This window comes from Paraburkholderia sp. RL18-101-BIB-B (assembly GCF_046026985.1).
GTDB lineage: Bacteria > Pseudomonadota > Gammaproteobacteria > Burkholderiales > Burkholderiaceae > Paraburkholderia.
Map to the genome: position 1 here is coordinate 24,171 of NZ_JARESV010000034.1, position 18,355 is coordinate 42,525.

Genomic DNA, 18,355 nt, shown 5'->3' on the forward strand with positions numbered 1-18,355 from the left:
GTGGCCGCCCGATTCGTGCCGGCAGCGGCCTTGCTGTGCCGGTCCCCGGATACGGAGACCGGCTATGTCGATCTCACGCGTCTATTGGCGGCCGAGCAGTTCGGCGCCTGCGCCTAGTGCCGGTCCGACGGTCGGATCGATCGTCTCCGGTTTCTTGGCGATCAGCGTCTGGGTGGTCAGAATCAACCCCGCAACCGATGCCGCATTGCGCACCGCGCTGTAGCTGACCTTTACCGGATCGATGATGCCGGCCTCGACGAGATTGACGAATGCGCCGCTACGCGCGTCGAGACCCATGCCGGGTTCTGCCCGCACCGCTTCACTTACGATGGCCGCGCCGTCGAGGCCGCAATTCGTCGCGATGTGAAAGAGCGGCTTCGCCAAGGCGCGCTGCAAGAGCCGCGCGCCTTGCTGCACGCTGCCGTGGCTACGCGCAATGACGCCCTCCAGTTCGGACGAGACCCGCAACAGGGCCATGCCGCCGCCCGGCACGACGCCTTCGGCAATCGCCGCGCGCGCCGCGTGAATCGCATCATCGATCAGATGCAGTCGACGTTTCTGTTCGACCGGCGTCGCGCCACCCGCGAGAATCAGCGCGGTGCCGCCCGACAGTTTTGCAAGGCGCACCTGAAACTTGTCGCGCTCAACGTTCTCCGGCGCCATCTCATACTGGCGCGCCACCTGCTGACGACGCGCCGCTACCGCCGACGGATCGCCGCCGCCGGCGGTGATGATGGTCTGGTTCGACGAAATGCGCACCTGCCGCGCGCTGCCGAGGTCGCGCAATTCGGTGGCTTCCAGCTTTCCGCCGAGGTCGCGGGCAACGACCTTACCGCCTGTGACGATTGCGATGTCCTCGAGCATCGCCTTGCGCCAGTGTCCGTACTCCGGTGGATGAATCGCCGCGACAGGCATGCCGCCGTTGTCGCGCCATGCGAGCAGCGTCATGACGCAGGCCGGCGCCACCTCCTCGGCAATGATCAGCAGCGGACGTTTACTCCGGCTCGCCAATGCCTGAAGCGCTGCGACTTCTTCCTGCGATTGCAGCCGCTGGTCGGTCATCAGAATGAGCGGGTTATCCAGCACCACCTGCATTCTCTCGATGTCCGTCACCATATGGTGTGACAGGTAGCCGCGATCGAAAGCCATCCCGTCTACTACTTCCAGACGGGTTTCGACGGTGGTGCCGTATTCCACATCGACAATCCCATCGGCGCCCACCCGCTCCAATGCTTCGGCCACCAGCTTGCCGGTGAATTCGTCGTTGGCTGCCACCACCGCCACGGCGCGCACTTCGTCACCGCTGCGCAGAGGCGTCGCAGCGCGTTTGAGCGCGTCGATTGCTTCGTTGACGGCTAGTTCCAGACCTTGCACCAGTTCGACCGGATTGGCGCCTTGCGCGAGGCAAGCGAGCCCGTCCTGGACCAGTGCGTCGGCCAGAACGGTCGCGGTGGTCGTGCCGTCCCCGGCAACTTCATTGGTCTGCTTGGACACTTCGCGGACGACTTGCGCACCGATATTCTCGAACGGATCTTCGAGTTCGATCTCGTTGGCAATGCTGACACCGTCGCGCGAAATGATCGGCGTGCCGATTGGCCGGTCGATGATCGCGTTCATTCCACGTGGGCCGAGCGTGCCTCGCACTGCCTTGGCCAGTTTCGCAACGCCTCGACCTAGCGCCATACGCGCGTCGTCGTCATGCAGCATGATATTCGGCATGATCCTGCTCCTCCTGATCCGGTTAGTTCGGATTGGTGTTTTTTACTCTGCTGCGCCGCGTGTCTCTCGCGGTGGCGCGAACGTGCCTCCGGGCTTCGAACCGCCAGTGCGGACGAAATGCACCGGTTTGATCTCGACCGCTGACGCCGGAGTGCAGCTTTCGCCATAGCGGGCAGCCAGAAGACCGCGGCATAACGCGCCGTTGAATTCGGCATTGACGCCGACCCTTCGCAACGCGCGCAGGTATGCACCCAGCCCGTCAGGATTCAGCGGCGCACCTTCAGTGTCGATAAAAGCCGGTTCATCCGTCTGCTCTGCTTCGTCGATACAGCGCCCCACTACAAAACGCCGCTCGCGATATCGCGCGACCAGGCGCTGGGTTTTCCCGTCGTCGTCCGTGCTTGTGCTTGCGAGCGCAGACAGCTGCGCCATGTTCAAGCGCACCAGCATCGCAGGCTCGTTGCCTTGCGCCAGCAGCCAGCTTAAAAGCGCTTCCTGCCGCCGCTGAAAAGCCTTGACGAGAAAAATGCGCCGCACGTCCTCCACTTCGCCATTCGCTTCGTTGCCGAAGGTTTGCTGGAACGACCGTCCGGTGGCTACGCCTCGATTGATCTCGGCGGCATACATATGCTCGTCGAGTGTGATCGTGATGTCTGTCACCCATGGCAAGGCCGCTATCGCCTGTCGCATGTCGTCCGCCATCAGGTAGGCGAAGTTGGCCGCACACCAGTAGGTCGGCAGGCGAAAACCGATCGATACAGAGCCGCCGTCGACCTCCACCGCGGTGACGAAACCCAGCTCCGTCACCGACTCATCGAGTTCCGGGTCGTCGACCGCCGCCAGCCGGGACCAGACCTCGGCGACCCGGTCGACAGCGCTCCTCGACACGACGACAGCCGGTGCTTGCACAGCGCGCGCGGTGCTCATGCGCCGACCGCTGCCGGTTGCCGGACGTCCTCCAGCAGCGCCTTTTGCGCCTCGATGTCGATGCCGTACAACCGCGCCGCATTGAGCCCGAGGATCTTTTTCTTGGCCGTCAGCGACAACTGCACGCCGGTTTCCTTACTCACCGACTCGGGCAGTTCGAAGGCCATGAACTTCTCGATCAGCCATTTCGGCGACCAGATGCCATAGTCGCTGCCGTAGAGGATCTTGTCCTCGCCGATCCAGAACAGCAGTTCCGAGATCACATGCGCGAAGTACTCAGGCCGGGTGTGGATGAACGGCAGCACCACAGCGAGACCACCGTAGACATTCGTCTCCTGGGTCGCGATCCAGCAGAAATCGTCAAGCCGTGGCAAGCCGCAGTGCTCGACGATGAAATTCAGGTTCTGAAAGCTGGTGGCGGCATCGTCAACATCGGCCACGTCGAACGCGTCGCGATTCAGCGGCAGAATCGTCGGTCCCTTGTGCACGTGGATGTTCTTGATGCCCAGCTTCTCGCAGCGTTCGAAATAACGCTGCACGCCGGGGTCCGACAGCTTGTAGCCCTTGCTGTCGCCGCGCCACTCCGCCGTGTAAAGCTTGACGCCCTGAATCGTGTAGAGGGACGCAAGCTCCTCGAGACGATCGAGTCCGGCTTCCCCATCGCGCGGATCGAATGCGCCGTTGACGATAAAGCGGTGCGGATACTTCTGCTTGAGCACGTAGTTGGCTTCGGTCGTGTTGAAGCCGTTCTTGTAGAAGTCCGTCAGATAGGTTGGCTGACAGATCGCCATGTCGTCGTAACCCGTGACGAACAGGTCGTTGTACATGGCTTCTTCGCCGTACTTGTCGAACTTCTCCTTCGGCCACAAATACTCCTTGGGGCTCAGGTTCGAGTGATACGCGTAGAAGCAGTCAATGAATTGCTGACCGTGCACGTTTTTAAGGTTGGCCTTGCTGCCGTCCCATAGATGAACGTGTCCGTCGATGACGAAGATTTCTTCACCGTCCGTGGTTCGATACATGGCATTCGTCTCCTTGGTTGCATGGGCGGCCCGTCGCCCTTTGAGGACACGCGGCCGCCTGATTAGCTGGCGGGGTGTTCGCTCACTCGTAAGCCATCGCATCGTCCATATTGCCGAACAGCACCACCGTCTCGTCGTCGATCATCACCATCCGCCCGTAGTGGGTCGAGGTGGAGATTTCGAACAGATGCGGCGTCATCTCGCGACCGAGCACTTCGCTGATCTCGCCCATCTTGAACTCGATCTTGCCCTGCCCGTCGATACGGATCATCGCGGGCAGATAGGTCACCGTGATGCCCGGCTTGGCGGACATCAGTTCGGCAATCGCCCGGGCCTCGACGCTGTCGTTCATCGTCACGCCGCATTGATGCGAAATGGTCTGTTCGAAGCGGACGTCCTTCATCGACTTGAAAATATTGTCGGTATGCACTGACATTGCGTACTCCTCTTCGCGGTTGGTTCGATGGGTTCGAGAAGCGCTCAGGCGCGGATCGACGACGGAAAGTGAACGCCGATTTCTCTCGCGATCATCTCCGCCCGCTCTATGGAACTGTTCAGACAGTCGTTGAACTGGGCCGTCTTCACGTGCGGAATCGACCAGATCGGCTGCAACTGTTTTGCTGCCGCCGAGGCCAGCGCACCGTGTTTTTCCAGCCACTCGCCGAACAGCTTGCGATTGGCTTCGCCGTGTTGCGGGTCGTTGGCGAGCATATGGAACAGTTCGACGGCATTGGCCAGATTGCGCTCATAGTCGCCTTCCGCCGCGGACACGACGGTCGGAGTCAGAAAATCGTTTTGCGAGGCGGCGACCTGCATGATGAATCCGCTGCGAAACAGATCTGCCACGAGCGGCTCGAATACGATGTTCACGGCGAAGTACTTCTCGAGAAAATCGGTGGCGCCGCCGATGGTCTCTATCGCCCGGCGCGTGTCCTGCCAGATTGGGTCGGTGAGCCAATGCTGCTTGCCGGCATCGAGGTCGAGGTTGGGCAGGTCCAACGCGATCTCGCCTAAATAAAGCGTCAGGTCCTGAGCAAAGCGCAGCTTGTACGACGCGTTCGTGAGGATGGCGCTATTGATCATCTGGGTGTAGCCGTAGCGCTGCGCATGCATCGTGGCCGTGCCCAAGCCGAACTCCGCATGCTTGTATGCGCCCAGATGCTGTTCCAGCACCTTGATCCAGGTTTTATCGAAGCGCTTTACCGCACCCGAGCGCCGCGCGTTCTGGATCGCGCCGGTGATCATGCCGACAATGGTCGACTGACGCTGGTAATGGGTGCGCTCCCACTCTTCGTCCACCGCGCGGAACCGATGCCAGTCCGAGCTTTTGGCCGCCGTCCAGGTTTTCGAATACGTTGGCGTGCCGTCAGCGAATGCAAGAATCCAGTCTTGCAGCAGATACCGATTCGGGTCCGGCTGTACATCCACTGTCATGTCTTCGTAGTGGCTCGCCTTGCGTCCCTTCGGCTCGAAGTAGTTGTACTTGCGGCTGTCCCAGCCGGAAAACTGGGCCGCGCCGGCCGCGCCCGACTTCACTGGCGACTGCTCTGCCAACGTACTCATGTTAGTCCTCCATCGTGTTTCGGTTATAGGCACTTCGAATAGGCGTGTTGCCAGATTCGGTCAGCGAACCGCCTGCGTAAACTTGTCGAAATAGAGCCGCTCTGGCGCGACACCCGCCATCTGAAGAACCGGCATCACCGCCTCGATCATCGGGGTGGGACCGCATGTGTAGGCGTCGATCTCGCCAGCGAGCGCCTCTTCGCGCAAGGTGCGGCTGAGCACCTCGTGGATGAAGCCGGTCTCACCCATCCAGCCGTCATCTGGTTCGGCATTCGAGAGCGCCGGAATAAAGCGGAAATCCGGCAGCTTTTGTTCCAGCTCCTCGAACTCGTCGAGATAGAACAGATCGCGACGGCTGCGCGCGCCGTAGAAAAAACGGATCGGTCGCTCTTCGCCGCTTTGCACGTGGTCGCTGAGGATCGACCACAGCGGCGACATGCCCGACCCTCCGCCCACCAGAATCATCGGTCCGGGTTGGTCCTCACGACGAAAACAGGTGCCGTACGGCCCCTTCGCGATCAGCCTGTCGCCCGGGCTCAGACCACCGTCAAGTTGCGACGAAAACGCGCCATTGGGATACTTCTTGATGATGAATTTCAGCGTCGATTCGCCGTCAGGCGTATTCGCCATCGAGAAAGATCGCGTGATGCCCGCGCCCGGAATCGTCAGGTCGACATACTGTCCGGCCCAAAAGCGCAACGGCCTCGACAACCTCACTTCCAGCAGCCTGATGTCGTGCGTGAGCGCGGTGATCTTCGTGAGCGTCGCATCATATTCGCTCACCGCGATCGAGCGGCGCATCAGGTCTTCGTCATAATTCAGTAGCTCGACGGTCAGATCGCTATAGGCGAGCGTGCGGCAAAGCAGGATGTGGCCGGATTCGCGTTCGTAGTCGGGCAGCGCGAACGTCGAGTACTTCTTGAGTTCGACATCGCCTTCGATCAACAGCGACTTGCAGCTGCTGCACTGCCCCTCCTTGCATCCATGCATCACCGCAATGCCCTGGCGAAACGCTGCATCGAGCACTGTCTCGCCTTCCGCCACTGACATCTGCACACCGACCGGCTCGAAGGAAACGGTATGGAATACTTTGTCGTCGCCTGTGTCCGTCATCTCGTGCCTCGTCTCTTGCGTGTCGCTCATCTTGTGCTCCTGATCCGTCCGGCGGCGATATAGGCGCCGCCGGATCGGATAGCTTCGTCAATTCACCGGATTGATCTTGAAGCCGGCGCGATACTCGGCAATGTGTTTCTCGCGCTGCTCCGGTGTCATGGCGCGCAGCAGCACGATCGGGCTCTGGATCGTGTTGCCGCGCACGTGGTCGAGCGTCCACATCTGCTTGTCGTCAAAGCGCAGATGGGGCTGCGGCACGAGCGTCTTGCCGTCGCTGCGCACAAAGCCGAGATCCTTGATGCAATCAGCCAGATCCCAGCCGTGGTAGCACTCTTCCCATTGGCGGCGTCCGCTGAAGCGGCCCATAGCCGGGGTCGGTCTGCCCTCGTATTCCGGCGCGAACGCCACCTTATGCGTCCAGCGGCACAGCTCCGAGCAATACGTATACAGTTGGCCGTCGACCTCGTCCACCACGAAGTCTTCACGGATCAGACAGGGCACCAGACAGCTCCAGCAACGGTGCGGATACACGTAACCGTTTTCCTGATCGAACAGCATGTTGGTTTCGCCCGGCACACTCTTCTTCGCGTACCACTTCCAGAAGTCGCCGAATTCGGCGTACCAGCCGGGGTACTTGTGTTCGAACCATTCGAAGTCTTTTTCGGTCTGCGCTTCGATGCGCCAGAAGTTGACGGGCCAGCCCACGGAGAAGAACTGTGCGACTTTGTGGACATAGTTCTGCTTGACAATGCGGTCCCAGGCGGCGGCGACGTCGTCGTGGTGAATCTTGATGCCGTACTTTTCCAGCGGCAGCATGTAGGTGCGGTAGTAATCCTCGTAGATCCACCGGTGCCACAACTCGGCGTACGATTCCTTGTTCTTGTCGCGGTCCGTGGTGCCGTACTCGATGAAGGTGCCAATAGCGGCATCGACGATTGCGTGGTTCTGCCAGAATGCATAGCGCAGGTCGCGCTCGAGCAGCAGATGGTTGTCCGGATCGTTGATGATCGACATCACCAGCGAGTGACCATTGCCGATGTGGCGGCTTTCGTCCGACTGCACCGAAAGGAACACGGTCGGCAACGCGTAATCGCCGTTGCGGGCGGCTTCCGATGGCATCGCGACAAACAGCGTGTTCGTGAACGCCGTTTCGGCCACCACCTGCAGGAACACGTTAGCGGCCGTAACCGCATCGCCGGTGAGGAAGCCCTCGGCGAACTGACGGCCGATCGTGGTGGCATAGCACTTGCCAAATGCGGCTTCAGTAATATCGAATCCGGCCGGATCGATATAGTTTTCCATGTACCACTTTTTCAGATTCATCTGGATCGTGGAGTGCCGGAACTCGTCGACCATCTGCATCGTAAAGCCGGTGCGTAGCTCTTCTCCCGGTGCGAGCCGGCCGAGCATCGCCATCGAACGCGCCGCAGAAATCTCGGGGAACGGAATGATGGCGAGGAACAGCTTCATCCATTCGACCCAGCGGGGCTGGACGTTGCGGAACATGTCGCCGCGCAATGCCGCGTCGAGTGCGCCGTAGACGCGGTTGTCCTTTTCCTCCTGCATCGGAAAATAAGAGCGCAGCACCTGTTTCATCGGGTCGCGTGGCGCCTTGCTGATCTTGTAGTCCGTCGGGAAGGTCATGGCCTCCTGGACGTAACTCGGAGTCCAACCGAGATCGGCAACGCGGCGTGCCGCTTCGCCAATGCTGATCCCGCGCTGGGACGTGATCTTGTTGAGCGTTAATCCATCAGACATTGAGCTCTCCTAGTTCCATTTCGATAACTGTCGCAATGCGACGCTTCGGGCAGGGCCGGCTACCGCCAGGACCAGAGTCAACAACACGGGCGGGCCGTCTCGTTGGCAAGCGAAAAGTTCGGGAGAAGGAACGGAAGGACAAGCCTGTTGGGCCGGTCTTCATTGATCGTGTCTCCTGCTGTTTTCGGCTCGCGTTTTGTGACGTCGACGCTTCCGGTTTGACCTGCACTGATAGAGCGATAAGCGTGCCAGAAGGAATTCTTTATTCCGCATCAAGCCTGGTAACGAGCACGGGCTTTTGCCGGAAATTCTTGCAGTGCGCCATGTTGTGTTCTGCGACAACTCCGCCTCACGACGCTGTCCGATATTGGGACGTTTGGATCGGGTGGCGGGCGCTGAATCGATCGTCTATATTATTTCGGATACCATATTTTCAGTGATGGCTAACGGGGTGAACCGTGGCGCGCTGCTACGTCGCAACGCTGCCGTGGCTTTCACCCGTAAGAATCACGCTTCGGGCAGCGCCGTCGGGCTCTTTTCCTTCGGCGACAAAGCGTGCCGTAAGAATTAGCGCGCCTAGCGCGAAGTCCTTGCCGTACGCTTCGATCATCTCGTCCGCCACGGCGCCAAGGCGCTCGAAGAACTGCTCTTTGGGTGTGTGTCCGTTATGCATGTTTGTCTCCGTTTTGACATGGATGGAAGCACCGCCCGTTTATCCGCGGCGTCCGAAGCGGAACAGCTCGTCGGGCAGAAACACCAGCGCCAACTCGCCCGCCTCGGTTCCCAGAGCGAGCCGCCCACCGTCCGGCGACCAGGCCATCGCGCTGACCGCACTGTTGCCGGAATCCTTGATAAACAAAATGTCGCTACTGCCTGGCTGACACAGCAACACCGCACCGCTGTGATAACCCACCGCAATCAGCGGATGAGCCGGATGGCAGGCCACCTGGCTTACCGGCGCCTTGCCGAGAACGCCGCATTCGTGTGGTTCGTCGTTCGCGCCGGGCGGATCGAAGCGCCAGCACACTGCGCGCATGCCGCCGCTGGTGGCGAGAAAGCGGCCGTCAGCGGAAAACGATAGCGAGCGCGGCTGGCCGGGATAGCCGCCCATCTCGATGTCCGCGCCGTCGGGCAGCCGCCAGCCATGCAGCGCATTCTCTTCCATACCGCTCACGAGATAGCGGCCATCAGGGCTCCACGCCACGTTGCGGTGATAGCCCGGCCACGCAAGCTGACGCTCCCGGAGCGTGTCGGCTGCCCACAGCGTGACGCCACCATGATGCGAGATCGCCAGTTGTGTACCAGTTGGGTCGAAAGCCAGCGATGTCGCCGATCCGGGCAGCATCAGGCAGGCAGGTTTGGCCCCAAGCCAATGAATCCGGCGACCGCTTGCATAGACTCGACCACCCGCCTGGCTGGCGGCCACGCGGTCGATCCATGCGCCGGCTTCATGCGCGACGAGTTCGCTCGTGCCATCGAGGCGCAGATGGACGAGACGGCCATCATCACCACCGCTCAAGAAGCCGCCCGCAGGGTCGGCGGCAAGGGCCAGGCACGTGCCCTCATGCACGCTGAAGCGCGCGAGCGGCGCGGGTGGTGCCTGCGCCTGCACGACCTCGACGCCGCCGCTCTCGCGTGGTTTGAGTCGAGGGCCGCCGTCCCAGACACCCGTGGCGAGCGCAAGCGTGCCGTCACCGAGGGCGAATCCAGCGGATTGCCCCGCCGCGTCCCACACGACTTCGACGACGGACGCGTCGGTGACCCAACACGCCCCGAGCAGTTCGATCAGAACGGGAGGCGCGTTCATGAGTCGATCTCGCAGTACCGGATGCTCTCCCGCAACTCGCGCCGGTCGAGATTGCGGCCGATAAACACGAGGCGGCTGTCACGGTGTTCGCCGGCTCGCCAGGGCCGGTCGAAATCCGTATCCATCGTCATGTGCACGCCCTGAAACACGAAGCGACGCTCCGATCCGGCGAGATCGACAATCCCTTTTGCACGCAACAGGTTCTGGCCTTGCTCGACCACCAACTGCTGCAGCCAGGAGAGGAAGCGCGTGCGTTCGAGCGGGCGCTCGACACGCAGCGATACACTGTCGATACCGTGACTATGGCGACCCTGTTTGACGGGGGCGCCTGCACGAAGCGGCACGTAGTGGTAAGTCCGCTCGCCGCGTGATGATTCACCGCCCTCACCCGCCGATGTGGCAAGCGCCATGCGCTTGAGATCGAACGCGCCGCGATCGAGCAGCGCGGCAAGCGGTATTTCGCAGCGCACACTGGTCCGCCATTCCACGGTCGGGTTGATGCGCCGCACGGCGTCCTGAACCGAAGCGAGACCGGCCGGATCGACGAGGTCGATCTTGTTGATCAGTACGATGTCGGCCTGCGCGAGTTGCTCCGCGGCCTCGCGGCTGTCTGCGAGGCGCGCCTGCAAATGCGCGGCATCGGCCACGCAGATTACGCTGTCGAGCCGCGTGCGCTGCCGGATCTCATCATCGATAAAGAAGGTTTGCACCACCGGCGCGGGGTCAGCCAGACCGGAGGTTTCGATCAGGATCCCGTCAAAGCCGTCCTTACGCTTGACCAGCGCCGCCACCACGCGAATCAGATCACCGCGCACCTTGCAACAGACACAGCCGTTGTTCAATTCGATGACCTCGTCTTCCGCGCCGACGACGAGACCACCGTCAATGCCGATCGCGCCGAACTCGTTGACGATCACCGCATAACGCCGGCCGTGCTGCTCGCGCAGAATGCGATTGAGCAGCGTGGTTTTGCCAGCGCCGAGAAAGCCGGTGAGCACCGTAACCGGAATCCGATTCATTGCCAGCCCCCTTGTGTCTCAGACGAAGCTCGACTGTCCAGTTGAGCCAGCTCGTTCGCAAGCCGCTCCCGCTCGGATTCGATCGCCCGCAACGCGCTTTCGGCCTCGCCGAGGCGCTCGCGCAATTGCTCGATATGCGACGTTCCTTCTGGCGACACACCGTCGCGCTCCTCGCAAGCCAGTGCGCACGCCAGTTCGATCTCCGCGCCCGCGCGTCTGCTTTCTCCGCGCAAGTGGTGGGAATTGACTTCGGTCAGTGCAATAACCAGACGCATGCGCTCGAAAAGCGCGGCTGCATCACGTTCCACAGTCACGGCGATCTCCACGTTGAGGTGCGCCCGTCGAGGCGACTACGGAATCAACACCGCCCGGCCTTTGACCTTGCCGTGGTGCAGATCCTTGAGCGCCTGGTTCGCCTCGCTCAGACGGTATTCGCGGGTTGACAGATGGACGAGGCCACGGTCGGCGAGCGCCATCAGTTCGACGAGTTCGGGATACGTGCCGACCAGGTTGCCGACGATCGTCTTCTCGCTGGTGATCATGTCGATGGTCGGCAACTCGATCTTTCCGCCATAGCCAACGATGTAATAGAAGCCCGCGTTGCGCGTCATGGCGAGGCCCTTTGCGATTGCGTCGCCTTCGCCGACAAAATCGATCACCGCTTCGGCGCCGTTGCCGCCCGTCAGTTCGAGTACGCGCTCCACTTCATCACCGTCGCCCTTGACCGTGTGATGCGCGCCGCAATCCTTCGCAAGCTGCAGCGCGACCTCGGAGCGGTCGACTACGATGATTTCAGCCGCGCAAAGCGCGTTCAAAACCTGAATACCGATGTGCCCCAGACCACCGCCGCCGATCACGACGGCAAACTGACCGGGGAGCAAATGGCGCGACGCTTTTTTCGCAGCGCGGTACGCGGTCAAGCCGGCGTCGGTATACGGTGCGACGTCCTTCGGCGCGAGCGATTTCGGCAACTGGATCAGCGAGCGTTCGCCCGTCGCCAGATATTGCGCGTAGCCGCCGTTGGCATTGATGCCGGGAAACCGGCTCTCCGTGGCGTGCATATCGTCGCCACGACGGCAGGCGAGGCAATGTCCGCTCGTTACGAGGGGATGGCAGATGACCGGGTCGCCCACCTTGACACTCTCCACCCCGCGGCCCACTTCTTCGACCCAGCCGGCGTTTTCGTGGCCCATGATGTAGGGCAACGTCACATCGACCTTGCTGCGCCAGATGCCTTCCACGACGTGCAGATCGGTGCGGCACACACCGGCGCCGCCAATCCGGACGATGACATCAGTGGGTCGCTCGATCTTCGGATCGTCGACATCTTCGTAGCGCACGAATTCTTCACGAGTCAATGACTCGTCGTACTGATGTAGCACGGCAGCTTTCACTTTTGTCTCCTCCGTTTATGTATGGCCGGCAAATGCACGAACCATACGAGCGGCGCTTTTGCGCGGGGCCGACACAGACTAGGCAATGTCCATGCCAAAGGAGAAGGAAGCGATCGCGCCTCCCTAAGAAGGCGCGTGAGCATGGGAAGCGGTGCTATCCGCAGCGACCAGATGGCTCGCGTGCTGGAGCACTGTCGCAAAATCGGACGCTTAGTGTGGGTGGGGATCGGCGGCTTGTCCGAAAATGGGACGCATCCGGCATGAAGGCTTGCTGACGCCGCGCGGAATTTCGAATTGCCAGTAGCGGGACATCATCGCCCGGCTAGCTGCGTGCCTGCGCTCTTGCCCGACATACCCGGCGTCGTCCAACTCGCCTGTTTGTGCGTTCTCGAAACGCGAAGTACCACGATGTCTGATCCGCCTGGTTTCAGGATGTGGGAATGCTCAGTTCCCTGCCCGTCTCGGCGACGCGACCGCTAAGTCAAGGCAATTCCAGGCGAATTTCCGAGCTCGATGTCGCGATGCATCGAAGCCGGCATCGTGACCGATAAGGTGCCGCAGACTGCGACGCGGTCTTCGGCGAAGTGGCTGGTCAGTGTGACGCCCTTCGCCTTAAGGCGCTCACCCATTACTAAGTCCACTCACGAAGCGCCGCGGTGTCAGTTCCTTGAACGGAAAGCTAAACCGCCAAGTTGCACTGAATAACGCGGAGGACCCATGCGGCGAAGCTATAAAGCGGAAATGGTATTGTGAGATTTTTCACAGACTTCGCCCATTAACGCCAGAATGCTGCGTTTTTTTATTTGATTGGCGGATTTAACCGAACAGACCGGCGGATTCAACTGAGGTATAACGCATCAACTTAGCTCTTGCGCGCCAAACATATGAATCGATCGTCGGATGAGAAATCGCTCGAAGGAACTTCCTTCCGACAAGAAGGCTTTTCTATGATTCCGGCAAACTGGAGCGTCGCTGATTTTTAACTACCCATCGCCATTTTCCTCTGGAGAATGTTCCACCAGACGATTAAACAGCCGGGGCGCGATCCATTGCGGCATCGCGCCACCGACTAAACAATCACATCACCCGATGCGCGCGTTGGTGACCGTCACCGTCGGGCCGCCCTTGTCCCAGTCTTCCAGGCTCATCGCGCGTTTCCAGACCGGATTGGCGCTGGTAATCGATCCGTTCACGACGTAGCCGTTCAGATGGAGGCCCTGAACGTTGAACGAGCCGCCGGGACTGCCCGTATCCGTATGACCGGTAATGCTGATGCTGACCGTCTTGTTGACCGGACCTGGCAAGAAACCGAAATAAATGAGAATCCCGCCACCGGCGCAATTATTCGTCGTCGGGCTGACGATGCGAATGTTTTCAAACACGGCGGTATTATCATTCGGTTCGATATCAAGACCGCATCCGGGTTGCGTCCCTCCGATATTTTCCCAAAGCGGAGTATTGAACGTGATCCCACTACCACTAATAATCGATACACCCTGGCGACGGCATCCGGTCGCATGGTGAGAATTGACCGTAATGTTTTTGCTGTAGGAACTACTCTGACTATCACTATTATTGATATAAATTCCGTCGCCCCAGCAATTAATCGTGGTCGGGGACGTAATGGTGCAATTCGTCGCGCCATTAATCGAAATCCCCATTCCCCATTCCCCCGACTTCGCCGAATTCAATTCCTTGCTGCCGTCGAGATACGGGCTTTCGAGCGTGACGTTGCTTACGTCCGCCAATCGAAGAATTTCATAAGTGTCGGTATTATGCGGGAGCAACTTGATCGAAGCGCCGCTTGCAAATCGCACATGGCTATTGGTGCGCAGATCGAGACCGGCCGAATCGATCCGGCTCTTTCCGGTAATCAGCAGAATCTGCCCGATGGAGCCGTCGATTGCGCGCTGAAGCGCGGCGCGATCGTTGGTCGTTCCATCGCCCTTTACGCCGAAAGACGTGTCGAGAAGAACGCCATCGGTGTTTGACGGCGTGCTCGCTGGCGTGCTCGGCGCAGCCGGCGTGCTCGCGCCGGCCGGGGAACTGGCGCCGCTCGGGGAACTGGCGCCGCGCGGATTCGAGGCACCGCCGCCGTGCCGGCCTCTGTTCGCTACCGCGTCGACATTGGCGGGATCGCTGCCGCCGCCGCATGCGGCGAGCACAAGTGCACCGCTGCCGGCCAATAACGATGTCAGAAATTTACGACGGACCGCGAGTTGAGTGTCAGAAACTGAGAGTGTTGCAGCTGGTGTATTCTTAATCATTCAAGTCGTTCCAACTATGCCGGCGCGATCGAAAAGCCAAAACCCAAGCAGACGACCTCGACCGCACAGGCGTTTAAAGGGAAATTAAGCGAGATAACGGGCGCAAAAAGCCCGAACGCTTACATACGCACTGCCCCGCGTATTCGGCGATGCGAATACGCGAAGGTGCGAGCGAATTCCCGAAGAAATCTCCGCTTAAAGCAAAGAGAACTTCAGGATTGGTAAAGCAGGGTCTTCCGGAAGGTATCGCCAGACCTGCATTTCGATGACGCAAAGCGCCGATGAGAGCAGAAGAATAGCTAGACGGTAAAATATTACCGTCTTTTAACAATCGTATCAGATTACCAAAGTCAGTTCTACGTCACACTTGTTACAACATGTACGTCATATCATCATACTTTTTACCAAACACGGAACAAATTTCCTGAACATCCCCATTTGTATGGATGTCAATACCGATGATTTTGGATGTTGATTTTAAACGTATGAAGAATAATCGAGTACACGCATTGTGTCAGTTAAATCTGATTTTAACCGTATGAGTAATTTGGTTGAAAGAAAATAATTGAAGAGAGATTGCGCCTGAAACTCCTGGGTTCCAGGCGCATGGGAAGCGCGGCGACTCACACTGCTCTCGCAATTCTCGGCAAGCGCCGATCAGTCTGCGCGCGAGCATATTCGCGACCGTCGCGAGGTTCGACGACGAGACAGGTATGTGCGCCGTCGACGTTCTTCACCATCAGGCCCAGCCGGGGGAAGATCGGCGATCACGTCCGGCACGAATGCAGCCGGAAATCGATTGGAACTGCGGCCGCTTGATGTGTGAGCACAGCGCATCGAGTGCGAACTGTTCGCCGGGTTCGACTCCCGCGTCCTCGCTCATGCTCAGATATTCCGAACTCATGCCGAAACGGTCGCGCGCTCATCGGCGACGAGCCGCTATAGCGGTCAACGCCGACGACTCCTCCGGCGCGATCTCCCGACCGAGGAGGCTTTGCGCGTAATTCAACTCGAGCTTGGGAAGAAGCGCGCAAAACGCTCGCCGGTGTGAAGACCTCAAGCGCCGCGCCAAAGCGCGACATGCGTGTCTGAGCGACTCGCTCCGATATGTTGTGAAACAAAGGTTCGCGCGCGTACATGCGCACGCCTCCCCTGAAGAAGTTCTCGCGATTCGTCCGCGCACCCGTATTGGAACAACGCGTCATAGCGTATTTATCTGTCGTCCGGCTGGCACCGGCGAACAGTCGCATTCCAACAATGCCCCGTACTTGACGATGAGCTCCGCTCCCTCGCATACAGATTACTGCGCCGGGCAACAATGCTATGTGCGAACTCCCACAGTCCCGAGTGGCATCACGATAAAGCGCGCGGGTTACGGGTAAAGCCTCAATCGACTCTTCGAAAGAGATATGCGTAGTCCTCGGCCGCGTCCCCGAGCACTCGTTGAAAATACAACCTTTCCATCCACCGTGGAGCTTTAGCGCCACACGGTGGCAACTGCTTGCAGCGCGATCTCATCAATGCCCTGTGTCCAGGTCAACTTCGTTCCCTGCTTCTGCAGTGTTGTTTAGCGCACCGAACTCATTTCTAAAGAGCGATCCAATCGATCGAAATGCTCAAAACAAAAAAGAGGTTCGACACTCATGCGCTACGAGACAAGAACATTGCGCGGCGAAGTTGCAAAAGAGGCTGCAACATCCGCTCTTTGCCACCCGGCCATAACAGGCGACGATAACCAAGCCGGTCGAGGTAACCCATGAGGCCGATCGCATTCGGTGGACGATTTGGATGGCTTCATCCTGGGCATGGCACACATGGCGTGGTGATCTGCAGTCCTTTTGGCCATGAAGAGCCGTGGTGCCACAAGGGCATCCGTTACCTCGCCGAAGAGCTGTCCGCGTACGGCATTCCCGTGCTGCGCTTCGACTATCTGGCAACGGGAGACTCCGTAGGCGTCGACGGCAATGCCCATCACCTCGATGCCTTCGTGTCCGATACCGTAGCGGCCGTCGAGCGGCTCAAGGAACAAACCGGTGTGACGAGCGTGACGCTCTGCGGTTTGCGTTTCGGTGCGGCCGTGGCAGCATTGGCGTCGCGTCGATGCGCGGCCGACTCGCTCGTGTTGCTCGCGCCTGTCACACGCGGGCACGCCTATCTGCGCGAACTGGCGGCAGTGCGCAAGGTCTGGCTCGACAATCTCGTCCCGCCCTTGCGTGCCGCGCAGCGCGACAGGCCGTTTAACGTGCTCGGACAGGTTTACAGCGACCGGCTTTGCGGTGAACTGGAAGCGCTCGATCTCTCGAAGTCAATGGACGAACACGCTTCGTTACCCGCACGCGTTCTCGTGCTCGATGCACGTTTCCGCGCTAGCGCCGCACTGTGTTCGACGCTGCGCGGACGCGGCGTCGAGGTCGAAACGAGCATGCTGGAAGGCTACTTCGAATATGTGGATGAGACGAAGTCGTCGGTCGTGCCGGCTCGCTCGTTTGACCGGGCCGTGCAGTGGATCGTGGACGGCGCCCCGGGCACGCGCGTCCAAAGGTCGGGGAATAAAGGCGCACGGCCGAGCGTATCACTCGACGACGAAGCGATCATCGAAACGCCCGAAGCCCGCGAGCACCCGGTCATCTTCGGCGCCAACGGCCTGTTCGGCATCCTGTGCGAACCGCGCGGCAGGCTCGCGTTCGGGCCCGTCATGCTGATCACCAATACCGCCGGCAGCGTGCATCACGGCGATAGCCGGCTGTCGGTTCGCATCGCGCGTGAAATGGCTCGGCGCGGCATCGCATCCATGCGTATCGATGCGCGCGGCATCGGCGACAGTCCGCCGCGCACCGCACAAGGGCCGCTCGATCTGGTTCCGTCGATTCATGCATCCACAACCATCGAGGATGTCGCGACGGCAGCCGCCTGGCTCAAGCGCAAGGGCTATCACACGGTCATCTCGTTCGGGATCTGCTCGGGCGCCTACAGCGCCTTGCACGCATCGCTCGTGGAGCCGACGCTCACGGCCGTCATCGCGGTCAATATCGCGCGCTTTTACATACCCCCAGGCATGTCGATGGCGGAGTTGGAGGAGGAGCAGCGCAACTCGATGAAGCGTGTCGGGCCTGCGATATTCAAGCCGTCCAAGTGGTGGCTCGTCCTGAGCGGAAAGCGCAAGTTCCGGCCCATCGCGCAGGCCGTCGCTTCGAACCTGATCGCGCGCCTGCGTTCGCATACGCTGGGCGTGACCGGCAACGGTGCCGGCGCGGCCGAAGCCGCTACGGACCCGCATAGCGTCGTTCATGCGCTCGAACGCAAAGGCGTGCAGACTCTCTTCATCTACGGTTCAGGCGACGAAGGGATGGAGCAGTTCAACGCGCATTTCGGCAAACGCGGAAAGAAGCTGGCGCGCTTTTCGAATGTCAAGGCGGTTGTTTATGACGAGCTCGATCACGCGCTTTTCGATCCGCGAGCATCCGCGAAGGTCATTGCGCTAAGCGAGGCGTTCATCAAGGATCTGCACGAGAAGGCGGTGGCGCCCAAGGTCGTCGATCCGGTGTTGGCCATGTCGCAGCAGCGTGGGCAAGAAGCCGGAGCTCGGGCATCCGACGATGGGTCAAGACAGGCTCCGACTGTCTTGAGCCGCGCTCCACTACGGAGAAGGTGGTGAAAACGATTTGTGCGGGTGCATTTGAAAGCGGCGTTGGTGATAGTCATCGTGCTGGCCGATATGACTCACTATGTCGCGCACGGCACCGTATCCCGCGCATCGTGGAAAGGC

General features: G+C 60.1%; 14 protein-coding genes. 1 reads left to right on the plus strand and 13 read right to left on the minus strand.

Going from position 1 to position 18,355, the window contains the following annotated elements:
• Nucleotides 1-81: 81 nt before the first annotated feature.
• From P0D73_RS33055 to P0D73_RS33115, 13 genes are all read right to left on the minus strand, one after another.
• The gene (locus tag P0D73_RS33055) at nucleotides 82-1,719 is read right to left on the minus strand and encodes a molecular chaperone GroEL (protein ID WP_408285880.1); all 1,638 of its coding nucleotides are present in this window, start codon (nucleotides 1,717-1,719) and stop codon (nucleotides 82-84) included.
• Nucleotides 1,720-1,761: 42 nt separating this feature from the next.
• On the minus strand, nucleotides 1,762-2,646 hold the full coding sequence (locus P0D73_RS33060) for an iron-sulfur cluster assembly protein (RefSeq protein ID WP_408315234.1): 885 nt from the start codon (nucleotides 2,644-2,646) through the stop codon (nucleotides 1,762-1,764).
• Nucleotides 2,643-3,668, minus strand: coding sequence for an amidohydrolase family protein (locus tag P0D73_RS33065; RefSeq protein WP_408434652.1), 1,026 nt, complete (start codon nucleotides 3,666-3,668; stop codon nucleotides 2,643-2,645). Before P0D73_RS33065 ends, P0D73_RS33060 begins: the two co-directional genes overlap by 4 nt.
• Nucleotides 3,669-3,750: 82 nt before the next feature.
• Nucleotides 3,751-4,104 (minus strand): MmoB/DmpM family protein, encoded by a 354-nt coding sequence (locus P0D73_RS33070; RefSeq protein ID WP_018434416.1) that lies wholly within the window; start codon nucleotides 4,102-4,104, stop codon nucleotides 3,751-3,753.
• Between the two features lie 44 nt (nucleotides 4,105-4,148).
• Nucleotides 4,149-5,231 carry an aromatic/alkene monooxygenase hydroxylase subunit beta gene (locus P0D73_RS33075; RefSeq protein ID WP_132377165.1) on the minus strand — a complete coding sequence of 361 codons (1,083 nt, stop codon included), beginning with the start codon at nucleotides 5,229-5,231 and terminating at the stop codon, nucleotides 4,149-4,151.
• 60 nt (nucleotides 5,232-5,291) lie between these two features.
• Complete coding sequence (locus P0D73_RS33080; RefSeq protein WP_408285889.1) at nucleotides 5,292-6,374, minus strand: NADH:ubiquinone reductase (Na(+)-transporting) subunit F; 1,083 nt, start codon at nucleotides 6,372-6,374, stop codon at nucleotides 5,292-5,294.
• 57 nt (nucleotides 6,375-6,431) lie between these two features.
• Complete coding sequence (locus P0D73_RS33085) at nucleotides 6,432-8,102, minus strand: aromatic/alkene/methane monooxygenase hydroxylase/oxygenase subunit alpha (RefSeq protein ID WP_132377163.1); 1,671 nt, start codon at nucleotides 8,100-8,102, stop codon at nucleotides 6,432-6,434.
• Nucleotides 8,103-8,571: 469 nt separating this feature from the next.
• A complete protein-coding gene (locus P0D73_RS33090; protein WP_132377162.1) occupies nucleotides 8,572-8,775 on the minus strand; it encodes a hypothetical protein in 204 nt (67 codons plus the stop codon).
• 39 nt (nucleotides 8,776-8,814) lie between these two features.
• Nucleotides 8,815-9,909, minus strand: coding sequence for a WD40 repeat domain-containing protein (locus P0D73_RS33095; RefSeq protein ID WP_408315227.1), 1,095 nt, complete (start codon nucleotides 9,907-9,909; stop codon nucleotides 8,815-8,817).
• Nucleotides 9,906-10,928, minus strand: coding sequence for a CobW family GTP-binding protein (locus P0D73_RS33100; RefSeq protein ID WP_408315226.1), 1,023 nt, complete (start codon nucleotides 10,926-10,928; stop codon nucleotides 9,906-9,908). Before P0D73_RS33100 ends, P0D73_RS33095 begins: the two co-directional genes overlap by 4 nt.
• On the minus strand, nucleotides 10,925-11,242 hold the full coding sequence (locus P0D73_RS33105; RefSeq protein ID WP_408315224.1) for a hypothetical protein: 318 nt from the start codon (nucleotides 11,240-11,242) through the stop codon (nucleotides 10,925-10,927). Before P0D73_RS33105 ends, P0D73_RS33100 begins: the two co-directional genes overlap by 4 nt.
• Before the next feature lie 36 nt (nucleotides 11,243-11,278).
• Nucleotides 11,279-12,322: an NAD(P)-dependent alcohol dehydrogenase gene (locus tag P0D73_RS33110; RefSeq protein ID WP_408315222.1), complete on the minus strand. Its 1,044-nt coding sequence runs from the start codon at nucleotides 12,320-12,322 to the stop codon at nucleotides 11,279-11,281.
• Between the two features lie 1,082 nt (nucleotides 12,323-13,404).
• Nucleotides 13,405-14,589 carry a hypothetical protein gene (locus P0D73_RS33115; RefSeq protein WP_408434654.1) on the minus strand — a complete coding sequence of 395 codons (1,185 nt, stop codon included), beginning with the start codon at nucleotides 14,587-14,589 and terminating at the stop codon, nucleotides 13,405-13,407.
• A 1,756-nt stretch (nucleotides 14,590-16,345) separates the two neighbouring features.
• On the opposite strand from P0D73_RS33115, the gene P0D73_RS33120 reads away from it, so the two are divergent.
• Nucleotides 16,346-18,244 carry a serine aminopeptidase domain-containing protein gene (locus P0D73_RS33120; protein WP_408434656.1) on the plus strand — a complete coding sequence of 633 codons (1,899 nt, stop codon included), beginning with the start codon at nucleotides 16,346-16,348 and terminating at the stop codon, nucleotides 18,242-18,244.
• Nucleotides 18,245-18,355 lie beyond the last annotated feature (111 nt).